The 13,640-nt window shown below is 37.8% G+C and carries 15 protein-coding genes and 1 pseudogene; 6 read left to right on the top strand and 10 right to left on the bottom strand.

Annotated features, from left to right (window positions below; translation table 11 throughout):
• Positions 1-98 precede the first annotated feature (98 nt).
• A complete protein-coding gene (gene rplT, locus A3854_RS06215; RefSeq protein ID WP_004317321.1) occupies positions 99-455 on the top strand; it encodes a 50S ribosomal protein L20 in 357 nt (118 codons plus the stop codon).
• Positions 456-683: 228 nt separating this feature from the next.
• Here the strand turns inward: rplT and dapF are convergent, their stop codons facing one another.
• Positions 684-1,427: a diaminopimelate epimerase gene (gene dapF / locus A3854_RS06210; RefSeq protein WP_084041762.1), complete on the bottom strand. Its 744-nt coding sequence runs from the start codon at positions 1,425-1,427 to the stop codon at positions 684-686.
• A 47-nt stretch (positions 1,428-1,474) separates the two neighbouring features.
• Positions 1,475-2,071, bottom strand: a complete 597-nt coding sequence (coaE, locus tag A3854_RS06205; protein WP_084041761.1) for a dephospho-CoA kinase — start codon at positions 2,069-2,071, stop codon at positions 1,475-1,477.
• Between the two features lie 80 nt (positions 2,072-2,151).
• On the opposite strand from coaE, the gene purM reads away from it, so the two are divergent.
• The 3 genes from purM to A3854_RS06190 are packed head-to-tail and all read left to right on the top strand — an operon-like array spanning position 2,152 to position 3,816.
• The gene (purM, locus tag A3854_RS06200; RefSeq protein WP_084041760.1) at positions 2,152-3,135 is read left to right on the top strand and encodes a phosphoribosylformylglycinamidine cyclo-ligase; all 984 of its coding nucleotides are present in this window, start codon (positions 2,152-2,154) and stop codon (positions 3,133-3,135) included.
• Positions 3,135-3,392 carry a hypothetical protein gene (locus A3854_RS06195; protein WP_084041759.1) on the top strand — a complete coding sequence of 86 codons (258 nt, stop codon included), beginning with the start codon at positions 3,135-3,137 and terminating at the stop codon, positions 3,390-3,392. The genes purM and A3854_RS06195 overlap by 1 nt, the downstream gene beginning before the upstream one ends.
• Position 3,393: 1 nt before the next feature.
• Positions 3,394-3,816 carry an RDD family protein gene (locus tag A3854_RS06190; RefSeq protein WP_084041758.1) on the top strand — a complete coding sequence of 141 codons (423 nt, stop codon included), beginning with the start codon at positions 3,394-3,396 and terminating at the stop codon, positions 3,814-3,816.
• Positions 3,817-3,820: 4 nt separating this feature from the next.
• Here the strand turns inward: A3854_RS06190 and A3854_RS06185 are convergent, their stop codons facing one another.
• The 7 genes from A3854_RS06185 to A3854_RS06155 form a co-directional block, all read right to left on the bottom strand.
• Positions 3,821-4,555: a hydroxymethylpyrimidine/phosphomethylpyrimidine kinase gene (locus tag A3854_RS06185; RefSeq protein ID WP_084041757.1), complete on the bottom strand. Its 735-nt coding sequence runs from the start codon at positions 4,553-4,555 to the stop codon at positions 3,821-3,823.
• 92 nt (positions 4,556-4,647) lie between these two features.
• The gene (locus tag A3854_RS06180; RefSeq protein ID WP_084041756.1) at positions 4,648-5,217 is read right to left on the bottom strand and encodes a hypothetical protein; all 570 of its coding nucleotides are present in this window, start codon (positions 5,215-5,217) and stop codon (positions 4,648-4,650) included.
• Between the two features lie 90 nt (positions 5,218-5,307).
• Positions 5,308-5,988 (bottom strand): response regulator transcription factor, encoded by a 681-nt coding sequence (locus A3854_RS06175; protein WP_021090255.1) that lies wholly within the window; start codon positions 5,986-5,988, stop codon positions 5,308-5,310.
• Between the two features lies 1 nt (position 5,989).
• Entirely contained in the window at positions 5,990-7,639 is a 1,650-nt protein-coding gene (locus A3854_RS06170) for a sensor histidine kinase (protein ID WP_084041755.1), read from the bottom strand.
• 45 nt (positions 7,640-7,684) lie between these two features.
• Entirely contained in the window at positions 7,685-8,305 is a 621-nt protein-coding gene (dsbI, locus tag A3854_RS06165) for a protein-disulfide oxidoreductase DsbI (protein ID WP_084041754.1), read from the bottom strand.
• 8 nt (positions 8,306-8,313) lie between these two features.
• On the bottom strand, positions 8,314-8,970 hold the full coding sequence (locus A3854_RS06160; protein ID WP_084041753.1) for a thiol:disulfide interchange protein DsbA/DsbL: 657 nt from the start codon (positions 8,968-8,970) through the stop codon (positions 8,314-8,316).
• A gap of 115 nt (positions 8,971-9,085) precedes the next feature.
• Positions 9,086-9,832: a carboxymuconolactone decarboxylase family protein gene (locus tag A3854_RS06155; RefSeq protein WP_084041752.1), complete on the bottom strand. Its 747-nt coding sequence runs from the start codon at positions 9,830-9,832 to the stop codon at positions 9,086-9,088.
• Between the two features lie 288 nt (positions 9,833-10,120).
• Between A3854_RS06155 and A3854_RS06150 the strand changes: the two genes are divergently transcribed.
• On the top strand, positions 10,121-11,956 hold the full coding sequence (locus tag A3854_RS06150) for an aryl-sulfate sulfotransferase (protein WP_084041751.1): 1,836 nt from the start codon (positions 10,121-10,123) through the stop codon (positions 11,954-11,956).
• Positions 11,957-12,167: 211 nt separating this feature from the next.
• Positions 12,168-13,193, top strand: a pseudogene (locus tag A3854_RS06145) (ABC transporter substrate-binding protein).
• Between the two features lie 221 nt (positions 13,194-13,414).
• Here A3854_RS06145 and A3854_RS09625 read toward each other — a convergent pair.
• A partial coding sequence (locus A3854_RS09625) for a hypothetical protein (protein WP_180378661.1) occupies positions 13,415-13,640 on the bottom strand: 226 nt, incomplete at its 5' end.

Raw genomic sequence — 13,640 nt, 5'->3', positions numbered from 1 at the left:
CAGCGTAGATTTAAGTTTTTGACAAAAAAGTCATTCAAACTCCCCCAAATTTAGGGGCAAGACTCACTTCGTGAGCGCCAATTTGTAAAAGGATAAATATGGCAAGAGTAAAAACAGGCGTAGTTAGAAGAAGACGCCATAAGAAAGTTTTAAAGCTAGCACGTGGCTTTTTTAGTGCTAGACACAAACACTTTAGAAAAGCTAAAGAGCAACTAGAGAGAAGTTTAGTTTACGCATACCGCGACAGACGCCAGAAAAAACGTGATTTCAGACGTTTATGGATTGTTCGTATCAATGCAGCTTGCAGACTAAACGACATTAGCTATTCAAGATTTATCAACGGCTTAAACAAAGCTAAGATCGAACTTGATAGAAAAATTTTAGCTGATCTAGCTATGAATGACGCGAAGGCATTTGCGGCACTTGCAAAACAAGCAAAAGATGCTTTAAAATAACACCTTTTCTCCGCTTCGGCGGAGATCTTCTTTTTTTTAAATTTCTATTCAAATTTTTATTAAAATCTATTTTTTTGAGTTTTTAATTAGTTATTTTGTATTCAAATTTTAAATTAATGCCACTATAAAATTTTACTTCATCAGCTAGGTGCAAATTTAGTAATATAAATTTGAAAAATTTGCTTACCATAACTAGCTAAGAGTAGACCTTAAAACTCGTTCTAAAAGCTAAATTTCAATACTCGTATCAAAACAGTGTTTCACCGCTCCACTAAATAAAATTTTATCATTTTCTAGCCTAAGTCCAAGCTCCTCGTCACTTTTTGGATAGACTTTTAGGCATTGCGCTGCGTTTAAATTTAAAGTAGCGCCGTAAAAGCAAGCCGCCATGCCAGTTCCACAAGCTAGCGTCTCGTCCTCCACACCCCTTTCGTAGGTTCTAACCTTTAAAACTCCACCCTCAAATTTGGCTAAATTTACATTTGCATTGTATTTTTGACGAAGTACCCTGCACTCTTTGATGTCAAATTCATCTAAATTTTGTGTGAAATTTACAAGATGAGGCACACCTGTGTCGTAAAAATACCAAGTTTTGCCGCCTTCATTTAGTGGCTCGCTTAAAATTTTTGGACTTGTTAGCACGACCTCGACGCACTCGTCTTTCACGCTTGCCATCACCTCGCCACTGCCAGTTAGCAAGACAAATTCGTTTGAACTAACAAGACCGTTTAGATAGGCATATCTAGCAGCCGCGCGCGAGCCATTGCCACACATCGCAGCGTAGCTTCCATCGCTGTTGTAAAACTCCCATTTCACGCCCTTTTCGTAAGGCAAAAGTACTATTAGCCCATCAGCTCCCACGCCGTTTGTTCGGCTGCAAATTTGCCTTGCTAGCTCACTTCTATCTTTGCTCAAAAATGTATGAAATATGACAAAATCATTGCCGCTAGCGTTGTACTTTGAAACTTGCATTATTTTTCCTTTAAAATTGCTCTATTTTCTGCCAAATTTATATAAACTCAGCCACAAATTTGCCTTAGAAATTTCTCTAGTTCTTTCTCTAAATTTTCTTTATCGCCACTATTATCTATTATAAAATTTGCTTTTTTTCGCTTTTGCTCGATATCCATCTGAAGCTCCACTCTTACTTTTGCTTCTTCTAATTTTAGACCGTTTCGGTTCATTAAGCGGCTTAGCAAAAGCTCTTTTGGCGCGTAGATCACGGCTACATTTTTAAACTCATCGTAGCGATCCTCTTTTTCAAAAAACAAAGGGATATCGACAAAATAAACCTGCCCCAAGCACTCAAGCTTTACAGCGCAAGACAAAATTTCTTCCTTTATCTTTGGATGTAAAATTTGCTCTAAATTTTTAAGTTTTTTTGGCTCGTTAAAGACGGTGTCACCTAATTTTTTGCGATCTATCTTGCCAGCCTCATCTAAAATTTGCTCGCCAAAAGCTTCTACTATCTCACATTTGCAAATTTCAAGCTGCTCGTGCGCGATGAGGTCCGCATCAATCACGCTAAAGCCTCGTTCTTTTAGCAAATTTATAGCTGTGCTTTTACCGCTAGCAATAGAGCCTGTAAAGACATAAGCGTTTGGAAATTTCTGCAAACTCGCTCCATTTTTGAAAATTGATGACAATTTTAGCAACTTTTGGCTAAAGTTTTAAAAAATTACAAAAAAGGGCAAAGATGATAAGCTATAAAGATGCTGGAGTGGATATAGATGCTGGAAATAGCTTTGTTGAGGCGATAAAGCCTTTCGTAAAATCTACACAAACACCAAACGTCATAGGTGGCATTGGGTCATTTTCAGGAGCGGTCAGACTACCAAGTGGATATAAAAATCCTGCCATTTTAGGTGCAACTGATGGCGTTGGCACAAAGCTTCGCCTAGCTATCGATGCTAAGAAATTTGACGGTGTGGGCGAGGATCTAGTCGCAATGTGCGTAAATGATCTCATCTGCAACTTCGCTACACCACTCTTTTTCCTCGACTACTACGCAACAGCAAAGCTTGAGATAGAGAGTGCCAAAGAGGTAGTAAAAAGCATCGCAAATGGTTGCAAAAAGGCTCAATGCGCGCTAATAGGCGGTGAGACAGCCGAGATGCCATCGATGTATGAAAAGGGTGATTTTGACCTTGCTGGATTTGCCGTTGGTATTGCCGAGGCTGATGAGATCGACAGAAGCAAATTTGTAAAATCTGGTGATGTTTTAGTTGCACTTCCAAGCAGTGGTCTACACTCAAATGGCTTCTCTCTTGCAAGAAAAGTGGTAAGCGAGCTTGGACTAAAATTTGATGAAAAAGTAGGCGATAAAAAGCTCATCGACGTGCTTCTTGAGCCAACAAGAATTTATGTGAGCGACTTTTTAAGTTTAAAAGATAAGATCACAGCAATGGCTCACATCACTGGTGGTGGCATAGTTGAGAACTTGCCTCGCGTCTTCCCTGCTGGACTTGGTGCGAAGGTTCAAAAAAACGCTATAAAAACGCCTGAAATTTTTAAAATCATCGCTCAAAAAGTAGAAGAAAGTGAGATGATGAGGACTTTTAACATGGGCGTTGGCATGATATTAGTTGTGCCAAAAGAAAATGTTGATACCGTCCTAGCTAGTAGCGATGGCTACGTGATCGGTGAAGTAGTAAATGGTAAAGGCGTAGAGCTAGTTTAATGCAAGAAAATAGCAAAAAACGCCTGCTAAAGACCGAAAATAAGAGCTTTTTTGATCTTAGTATTTATGAATATATAGGCTGTTTTGGTGTACTAGAAAGCGATATCAAAAAACTTGATCTCTATAGTCACTGGTGCAAGGTCTCACGTGCCTCTACTATGCTCTGCGTCACGCATGATAGCGGCGAGAGTGACAACCTAGTCTATCTATATGACTGGGAGAAATTTAGCCGTATCTACATAAATACAGGAAATTGAGTTGGCAAAACAAAAGGCAAAAATCGCATCTGTTTGGGCTAGAGCGAAGGCCTTTATCATCGATCTTTTTATCATCGGTATGCCGATATTTTATGCGACAACATATCTTGTGCTTGATGGTAAAGAGGCATTTTTGCATAACCAAATTGCTATTTTTGGTGCAAATAGCCTGATCTCACTTATAATGTGCCTTTTTTTTAGCATAAAAGCACAAACTCCAGGCTATAAAGCACAAGAAATTTATCTGATAAACCTAAAAACTGGCAGAAAACTAAGCTTTTTTCACACCATCTTGCGCCAAATTTGCTTTGCTTTTGCTGGCTTTAGCATAGTTGGACTTTGCCTTTGTTTTTTTAGAAAAGATAAACTAAATCTGCACGACATCATCACTCACTCAGCTGCCGTGCAAAGATCAGAGGGGTAAATTTTTACTTAGCTCCATGCCAAAGTAGGCGGTTTTTGCCAAGCTTTGTATCAATGCTCTCTTTTATAATAGAGCAAATATACTCTTTTGAAAGTTGTATAGACTCCTCTAAGCTCTTGCCCTTTGCTAAAAAGCAAGCAAGTGCAGTTGAAAAGCTACAACCAGTCCCACTCATTACAAGCGGATTAACAAGTGGGGTTTTAAAATTCCTTAGTGAGCCATCTTTTTTATAAAGTGTGTCTATACTGCTATCTTCACTGATATGTTTCTTTACGATGACGTCACAAGGCAAATCTTTATAATCATCACCAAAAAGCACATTTGCCTCATCTAAATTTGGAGTAGTTACTGTAGCTAAGCTCATTAGCTCTTTTAGTTTTGCCACCGCACTATCTTTTATAAGCTTGTGTCCGCTTTTTGAGACGCAAACTGGATCAAGCACTACTTTGGTATTTTGAGCTAGTAAAAACTCACGCACCACCTCCATGATCTCTTCACTAAATAGCATGCCAATTTTTATCGCATCAAAACTAAATTCTTCCGCGAGCGTATTTAGCTGATCTTTGACAAAACTAGGCTCTAAACAAACTACACTCTTTACAGCATCCGTAGTCTCAGCGACCAAAGAGGTTACTGCTGTTGCACTATAACAATTAAGCCTAGCACATGTTTTTATATCTGCTTGAAGCCCAGCTGTGCCACTATTACAAGAGCCTGCGATGATTAGAATTTTTTTCATCGTTTTCCTTTGAAATTTTTGGCTTATTATAGAGGATATTAGATAAATTTGAGTTTTTTAAAACAGAAGAAATTTGAGCAAAAAGCTCAAATTTATGAAAGTTTATTTAAGTCGTTATCGATATCTATATATATCGTAGTTGCATTAAGATTTGTATGCTCAAAGCTAGGATCTATATGCTTATCGCTCTCTTTATGTTCATTCATTTTAGTTAAAAGATCATCTTCTCTTAATCCATGCTCATTTGCTAAATTTGGATCTATTTCATTAAAACTAATATTTACGCTAGCCTCATCATTTGGCTCTTCTTGCTCTAAATTGGTTGCGCTAAGAATATCATCTACTTTTTCATTTATATGATCTAAAATCGATACATAATCATTGCCAAGAAGTGCTTTAAACAATGCGTCAGTATCTATGCTAGACTCACCAATATCATCGCTTACTACGCTACTATCTAGCCAAAGAGTATCATATCCGTTTATTGATATATCTTGTCCATCATTTGCAGTGATTGTGATGCTTGAGCTTTCACTCTCGCCCTTTATAGCCTCTCCGATATATACTTTATCATTTACGTCTAAAACTCTTACATGATCATTTTGGTCTATCGCTATAACATCAGATGAAACGCTTTTAACTATACCAGCTACTGCTGCCATCTTTATTCCTTATTTTTATTTGTCGGTATTTTAGTATATTTAATTACTTTTGTATATTGTACTATGGTACAAGGTGGCGATAATTCTAAATCATTCAGATTTTGTGATTAAAATATATCCACTCTCGCTGATATTTTTAAATTTCACACCAAGCTCACGCTTTAGACGAAGTATCACATTTTGGATAGCCGCCTTGCTAACATCGCTTTCATAGACAAATTCTTCTATCATCTCATAAGTAACTAGCTTATTTAGATTATAAGCAAAGAGCCAAAATATCTTATTTTGTAAAAAGCTAAGATAAATTTCAATACCGTTTTTATAAATTTTCTCTCTTTTTAAATTTATACTCACCTCATCGCTTAAATAAACTAGCTTTTCATCTCGTTCAAAACTTAAACTAATAAGCATTGCTCTAAGATCTTTCATATCAATAGGCTTTTTTAAAAAGAGCATCGCCCCTTCCTCCATGCTTTTTATCAAATTTTCATCGCTATCATAAGAGGTAAAGACGATAAATTTTTGGTGCGGTTTTGTACGCTTCATCTCATTCATCATCTCAAAGCCATTAAGCACTGGCATGTGAATATCACTCATCACAATATCAAAGCCTTGCTTTTTAAATTTCTCCACGCCATCTTGTCCATTGCAAGCACCAATTACCTGTTCGCAATAAGGCTTAAGCCCACTAATAATAAGCTCTCTTGCCATATCGTCATCTTCGACTACCAAAACGGACGTCTTTTTTAAAATTTCTAAGACTTCTTGCATTTTAGTCCTTTAAATTTATATCAAAACTTAGCTCAAACACCGTTGGCTTTGCGTTATTTACGAGTCTTACGTCACCATTTAGCTTTTCTTGTGCTAGCTTTTTAGCAAAATAAAGTCCTATACCATTTCCTTGCTTTTTGGTGGTATTTAGCCAAGTAAAAATTTTCTCACTCATTTGCTCGCTTACGCCATTTCCATTGTCATAAACTCCGATGTAGCACTTATCTTCAAAGCTTCTAAATTTTATTTCGATGATACGTTTTAGTGGCTCATCTTTGTAGCTTTCGACAAGTGAGTCTTTTGCGTTGTGTATTAGGATTAGTAAAATTTGTTGGATTATATTTTCTATCTGACGAACTTTTTGCTCGTTAAAGCCGCTAAATTTTACACTAACATTTGCACGGCTTAGCTCTGTGTGCATAAGAGTTATTAGATTTTTAATGCTTGTTTGCACCTCAAATTCGCTCACATTTTCAGCGCTTTTGTAAAAATTTCTAAAAATTTCAATAGTACTTGAAAGAAGTTTGACTGAGCTTTGTCCTTTTTCAAGCAAATTTATTAGCTCCTCGTCGCTTAATTTACCTTCTTTTTTTAACATTATCGCCGAGCTTAGCATTAGTTTTAGCGAATTTACTGGCTGAATGAATTGATGATTGATACCACTTATTAGCTCGCCAGCCTCACTCATTTTGGCTCTATGAGTTAGTAAGGTTTCATACTCATCTTGTATCTTTTTTATCTTGTTATACATAAAATTATGAAGAATATTTGCCAAAAATGTGAGCGCAACGAAGGCAAAGAGCAAGCTTAGAGCATTTTTTAAAGCTTCTTTTGTTAAAGCTGAAATTTCCTCTTCATTATTTGTGCCAGCTCCTATGAACCAATTTATCGTTGGTATCTCAGCTACTTGGATTAAATTTTGTCCTATTTTTAAGCTTGTAATGTCTTCATCTTTTAAAAACAACTCTTTAAATTTCTCCTCGATCTCTTTTTTTAAAGCAAGATCAGGTATCGATGTTAAAATTTCACCGCTATGAGTCACTAAAAATGAGTAAGAATTTGGCGCAAGAGTAAAATTTTTAATGCTGTTAAAGATATTTTCTATACGCACGACGCCACAAAGTGCTGCTTTAAATTCCGCTTGTTTTGTGACTGGAACGCATAAATTTAGAGTTGAGCCTTTTAAAATTTTATGTTTTTGCATGAAATTTACACTTGGGGCATTTGTATTTTTTGTCTCCACATACCAGATAAGCCCTGCTCTTTCACTCTTTGGCATAACTTCTTCTAAAATTTTTTCTCCGTCTACAAAAATTTCTCCATCATCCCTTAAAAGCTGCATTAGATCAAATTCTTTCGCGTTTTGTTTAAAGAGCTTTATAAAGCCAGCTATCTTTTCATCGTCATCTACGATGCCTGCATTTTGTATAAATTTTGACGCACGAATGAGTGAATTTATCCGCTCATCAAGCCAAATTTGAAAGTTGTTTACGATATTTTTGCTAACTGCTATGTTATTTTTATCAGATAGCTCTATGATTTTCTCTTTGGCGTTGCTGTAAATATTTAGCCCAAGAAGTATCACAAAAAGGCTAGCAAGCAAGATAATGGCGTAGATTTTAATATTTTGTGATTTTAAATTAATACCCATACGCGCAGTATATCCTAAGTTAGCCCAAATTTGGGCTAACTAAATTCATTTTAAAAAGGATAAAAGCTTTGAAACGAGCATAAGTGCAAGCACTACAAAACAAACACCAAATCCAAGTAGCGTACAATCAGCCATCGACATAAATTTAGATGATGGCACAAGATACCAGCCGTCCGCATAAAGATCAACTATGCTCTTTTGCAAATCGCTTAGCACCGCTCCGTCAGGCACCATAGGGCTGTCATATCCGCAGTCGCCTGTTGGCATAAACCAGTCAGGCGCCCACTTTTCAAGTGGCAAACCAAACGGATAGTGCGGCTCAGTCGAGCAGCCCTGCACACCAAAAGGATCATCGCCATGCACTGCATCGTGAATTTTAGCTAGCTTTACGCTATACATTATGCCCTGCACCGCTCCCCAAAAGGCAAAGACGTAGCCAATTAGAGCAAAGAACAAATTTTTTGGGTTTATCATAGCGATCACGCCGCCAAGCGCCATACATAAAAATGCAAAACGTATATAGACGCACTGCTCGCAAGGAGGCATATAGGCGTAGTTTTGAAAGAGCGAATGCGCGATAACGACAAGCGCGACGCTTACAAAGACTAAGATCGCCCAAGAGATGCGTGAGTCTTGAAATTTAGCCATTTTTTTAAAAAAGCTCATGTGGCGCCTTATTTTTTAAGAAGCTCTTCGATGAGTGCTGCCATGCCGTCAAGCGAGCTGATTGATTTTGTCATGATGAGATATTTGCCATTTACGACAAATGCTGGTACGCCTTGAATTTTAGCCACGTCATAGCTTTCATCCCACTTTTTAAGTAGCTCAGTCACTTTTGGATTAGCTAGCTCTTTTTCGTAGTCTGCTTTACTAACGCCAGCAGCATCAAGTCCAGTCTTTAAAAAGCCCTCAGCGTCTTTGCCATCACCCCAGCGCTCTTTTTTGTCGTGATAAGCTTTGTAGTAGGCAAATTTAGCCTTTTTAAATAGCGAATTTTCATCAAATAAGCTAATACCCTTTGCCTCGTCCATAACGATAAGCACGGCAAAAATCTTACTCGCAACCTCGCCATAATCGCCCTTTGTCTTTAGGTGAAATGGCTCGTATTTTAGTCCAGGAATTTTCTCGACCACCTTTGGAGTGACGCTCTTGTCGTACTTGTAACAAAATGGGCAAGCGTAGCTAAAAATTTTAACTAGCGTATTTTGTCCGACGCTTAGTGGCTTTTCAAGCTTGACGTAGTCCTCGCCCTCACTAAATGCACTAGCACTAATCGCTCCAGCCACCGCAACAGCAAAGATAGCCTTGCTAAATTTAGATAGAAAACTCATAACAATCTCCTTTAGATGATTTATTTTGAGTTATTCTACAACCAAGCTCAACCGCAAATTTAACGCTAGAATAAATTTTGGCTGAAATTTATAAGATATCGCATTGATTAAAAATTTAATTTTTACTAGAACTTATCTCATTTATTGCTGATAATGCGTTTAAAGCACTTGGATAGCCTATAAATGGTATAAGTGTCGTAACAACGCTTATTAGTTTAGCTCTATCATTGCCGATGCCAAAATTTGCCGCAATGTGTCCTAAAAGCTGTGGCTTTGCAAAACCAAGAGTTACAATATAAACAAAGGTTAAAAGCTCTCTAAGCTCCAGGCTAAGCACACCTCTTGCATAAAAGTCACCAAAGCAGTTCTGCGATAAAAATTCCATTATATGCCTTTGGTCATTTGGCGTTGAGGCGATAAATTTATCAACTGCTGGAAAGAGTTTTCTTTGTATCTCAAGGCCTCGTTCACCTCTACCTTCTCTTGATTTTTTAGGCATATTTTCGAGCTTTATGCAACGATCATTAAAAATCTCATAAGCTAAAAATATCTGATCTTCTACTCTGCCAAGCCCGGCATAAGGGACTGCTTGATATAAAATTTCTTTGATATCTCCTGCTGATATGCCTACGTTTAAAGCAGCTCTAACAAAGCTTTTAAATGAGCTTTTTGCGCCTCCACTCACGCAAAGAGAGGCGACGATAACCAAAAGCCTTGTTTGTTCGTCGATGTTTATCTTATCGCCGATATCACCTAAAAAATTTAAATAATCCTCTAGAAAATCGCTACTATCTGACTCAAGCTCACAACTTGAGTTAAACCAAGTTTCATAAATTTTCTTTGCGTTATTAGTTAATTTCATGAGGTCTGCTCCATTGTTTAGGGCAGATTATAAGTACTAAAGCGTAAATGCCAGCTTAAGCACTTTGATACGCCTATTTTTGCCCTCAAATTAAATATATTTTTAAATTTTAAGTTACTATAAAGCTTGTTGTGATTTTTATGTTATAAGGTTTTATTACAATTACAAAGGAGACAATTATTTTTTATTACTCCTTTTACCTGATTTAAGCCTTGGGTGTTCCAGGGCTTTACTAAATTTTATAAGTTCTATGGGTAGAATTTATAAAATTTATTTAAAGGAGATGTTATGAAAAATACTTTGAGTTGTCTTGCACTAGCTTCTGTGCTTTGTTCATCGGCCTTTGCCATAGGAGGTCCAAGTGGAGCCAAGCTTGACTATGCTATCACTGGGCAAATCGGCGAAGTAGTAGTAAATCCTTACGACACTGCTCCACTTACCGCAGTTATCAAAAATGGTGGCTACACACTAAGCAATGCCAAAGTAACCATCGTACCAAAACAAGGCGGTCAAGTAATAAGCTATAAAGTGGCTGACAAGCATCTTCGCACACATGGCGGTATTCCAGTTTTTGGCATGTATCCTGACTATCAAAATACAGTTGAAGTCGAATACGACAAGATTTACAAGGGCAAAAGCGAGCACGTAAAAGAGAGCTATAAAATTTACGCTCCAGCTATCTACCTAGAAAGCTCAGGCACACCAAATCAAAAGGGCGCGCTCTTTGATAAGATCGAGGTTACTAAGCCTGCGAGTGCTAAATTTGCAAACCGCCTCTACTACGTAAATAACTTCGTAAATAAAACAGGCAAGGGCACAAAAGTCGTTTGGAACAACCCAGCTGGCGGTGCGATCGAGTGGAACTACAGCCCAAATAACTTCATCCTTGATACAAAAGGCGAGGTTAGATGGTATCTTGAACCAAGTAAAATTTACGATCTAAAACAGCCATTTCACGCTGGCGTAATGATGGGCTTTAAGCAAAATGACGATGGTGCGATGACTTGGGGATATGGTCAAAGATACGCAAAATACGACATCATGGGTAGAGAAATTTTCAACCGTGAGCTACCAGCTAGCTACAACGACTTCTCTCACTCAATGGACGTAGCACAAAACGGACACTACTTCTTACGCGTGGCAAATGCTGATTATAAAAGAGCTGATGGCAAAAACGTAAGAACAGTGCGCGACGTGATCGTTGAGCTTGACCGCGATGGCAACGTAGTTGATGACTTTAGACTATATGAAATTCTTGATCCTTATCGCGACATCGTGCTAAAAACGCTTGATCAAGGCGCAGTTTGCTTAAATATAGACGCTAAAAAAGCAGGCCACACTGCAAGCACAGATGAGCTTCAGTCTATGGATACGCACGATAAATGGGGCGACATAGTTGGCGCTGGTCCCGGACGCAACTGGGCGCACGTAAATAGCGTGGATTATGACCCAAGCGATGATAGTATCATCATCTCAAGCCGCCACCAAGACGCAGTTATCAAGATCGGCCGTGATAAACAAGTAAAATGGATTATGGGTGCTCACAAGGGCTGGAGCGATAAATTTAAAGACAAACTCCTCCAGCCAGTTGATAGCAAAGGCAATAAAATAGTCTGCGAAGATGAGTACTCAAAATGCCCAGGATACGAGAGCGATAAAGGTGGCTTTGACTGGCAATGGACGCAACATACTGCATTTAGGATAGATAGCAAGTCTAAAAAAGGCGAAATTTATCTAAGCGTCTTTGATAACGGCGACACAAGGGGCATGGAGCAACCAGCCATCGCTGGCATGAAGTACTCTCGTGCGGTCGTTTATAAGATCGATGAGAACAAAAAGACCGTTGAGCAGATCTGGGAGTACGGCAAAGAGCGCGGCAAAGAGTGGTATAGCTCAGTTACTAGCCTTACGCAGTATCAAGATGACCTTGATAGTGTGATGGTCTATTCAGCTGTTGCTGGCATGCAGTTTGACATCGCAAAAGGTCGCCCAGTAGGACTTCCTAGTCCGCACATCGATGAGTTTGAGTGGGGCGCAAAAGAGCCTAGCATCGAGATAAAAATGACAAATACTATGGGCTATCAAGCATTTCCATTTAGCTTACAAAAAGCTTTCGAGAAATAATCTCTCTTTTCTCCCCTTTTTGCCAAGTGCAAGAAGGGGAGCCATTACTACAAATTTAATCTATCAATAATAGATAAAAATCTACATTCGCTCATAAATTTTAAAACTATAAAATTAGAAATTTATATTGTAAAGATATTATTTATTAAGGCGATAACATATAGTATTAGCACTTATATATAAAAATATATATTTAATATAAGGAGAAAAAATGACAAAATTTTTCATGGCTTTAGTGGTGCTGTTTGCAGGCATTTTACTTAATGCAGCTGAGTTTAGAGACGTCAAAGACGTCACTGGCGACGTCGTAAAGGTTCCCGCAAAAGTAGAAAAAATCGCCACGCTTTGGTATGCGAACAATCAAATCATATTAATGCTAGGCGGCGCAGACAAGATAGTAGCGACTACCGATCTAATCAAAAATAACAAATGGTTTGCGCACGTTTATCCTAGAATTTCAAGCATCCCAAACGGCGTAAACGGCAAAGATTTGTAGGTAGAAGAGCTAATTAAACTAAGCCCAGACATCGTTATAGCCGCCGATAAAAAGAACAAAGAAGAGCTAACCAAAAACGGCTTTACCGTACTTTATCCATCATTTACGAATCATGCGGATATGAAAAAAAGCGTATCTATAATGGCTGAGGTCATAGGCGGCGAAGCGCCGAAGATAGCTCAAAAATTTAATGAGTATTTTGACGGCAACCTTAAAAGAGTACAAAACGAAATAGGCAAGATCGCGCCATCATACAATAAACCAAAAGTACTTCACATAGCCGGCGGCAAAAATTTATTCAAGGTTGATGGCACAAATACAATCATAGACAAGTGGATAAGAGTCGCAGGCGGAGTAAATGCAGTACAAAAAGCTGGAAATATGCTTGAACTAAACGCAGAAGAGATCCCAAATATAAATCCAGATGTGATCATCATAGGTAGAGCCAAAGCTCCCGAAATTTTAAAAAAGATATATGAAAACCCTATCTACGCAGACATTAACGCTGTAAAAAATAAAAGAGTTTACGTAAATCCTACTGGCGTTTTTAGCTGGGATAGATACGGCGCCGAGGGAGCATTGCAAATTTTATGGGCGGCTAAGATATTACACCCTGAAATTTTTAAAGATATAGATATAGCAGCTGAGACAAAGAAATTTTATAAAGAGTTTTTACACTACGAGCTAAGCGATGATGAAGTAAATTACATCTTAAATGGCTTAGACCCAACTGGAAAATAATTTATCCTTACGGCGGTAAATTTATCTACATTTACCACCAAATTTTAATCCATTTTCAACTTTTATTTATCATCCAGACTTACTGATTTATATATACCAACTACTTAAACAACTAAAATTTTGTAGATCTGATGCTAGTTAAAAATATAAACAATTATAAAAATTTAATGATAAGAAAGAATATCCCAAAGGAATTTCCTTTGGGATTAAAAGTCTAGATATTAAAGTACGTGTATTTGGTCTTGAACTTCGATTGTAGTTGTACCACTAGTATAAGTAGTATAACCACCAGAACTAGCACCTTTAGTCCAACTACTTCCAAGAGTAAGCTCATCGTTACTATCACCATCTATTTTTAGCTTATTCTCATTACTATCACGTAATATATCTTGAACATTGCTAGCTGTAAGAGATAAGGTTGTCTTTTCTCCATTAGTCATATCTAGT

Origin of the sequence: Campylobacter concisus, assembly GCF_002092845.1 — a bacterium.
Taxonomy (GTDB): domain Bacteria; phylum Campylobacterota; class Campylobacteria; order Campylobacterales; family Campylobacteraceae; genus Campylobacter_A; species Campylobacter_A concisus_AQ.
This window is presented reverse-complemented; position numbering and strand designations above follow the sequence as displayed.

Coding starts and splice junctions, on each gene's coding strand:
- rplT (WP_004317321.1), top strand. CDS start 99: ATGGCAAGAGTAAAAACAGGCGTAGTTAGAAGAAGACGCCATAAGAAA.
- A3854_RS06150 (WP_084041751.1), top strand. CDS start 10,121: ATGAAAAATACTTTGAGTTGTCTTGCACTAGCTTCTGTGCTTTGTTCA.
- A3854_RS06155 (WP_084041752.1), bottom strand. CDS start 9,832: ATGAAATTAACTAATAACGCAAAGAAAATTTATGAAACTTGGTTTAAC.
- dapF (WP_084041762.1), bottom strand. CDS start 1,427: ATGCAAGTTTCAAAGTACAACGCTAGCGGCAATGATTTTGTCATATTT.
- A3854_RS06195 (WP_084041759.1), top strand. CDS start 3,135: ATGCAAGAAAATAGCAAAAAACGCCTGCTAAAGACCGAAAATAAGAGC.
- dsbI (WP_084041754.1), bottom strand. CDS start 8,305: ATGAGCTTTTTTAAAAAAATGGCTAAATTTCAAGACTCACGCATCTCT.
- A3854_RS06160 (WP_084041753.1), bottom strand. CDS start 8,970: ATGAGTTTTCTATCTAAATTTAGCAAGGCTATCTTTGCTGTTGCGGTG.
- purM (WP_084041760.1), top strand. CDS start 2,152: ATGATAAGCTATAAAGATGCTGGAGTGGATATAGATGCTGGAAATAGC.
- A3854_RS06180 (WP_084041756.1), bottom strand. CDS start 5,217: ATGGCAGCAGTAGCTGGTATAGTTAAAAGCGTTTCATCTGATGTTATA.
- A3854_RS06170 (WP_084041755.1), bottom strand. CDS start 7,639: ATGGGTATTAATTTAAAATCACAAAATATTAAAATCTACGCCATTATC.
- A3854_RS06185 (WP_084041757.1), bottom strand. CDS start 4,555: ATGAAAAAAATTCTAATCATCGCAGGCTCTTGTAATAGTGGCACAGCT.
- A3854_RS06175 (WP_021090255.1), bottom strand. CDS start 5,988: ATGCAAGAAGTCTTAGAAATTTTAAAAAAGACGTCCGTTTTGGTAGTC.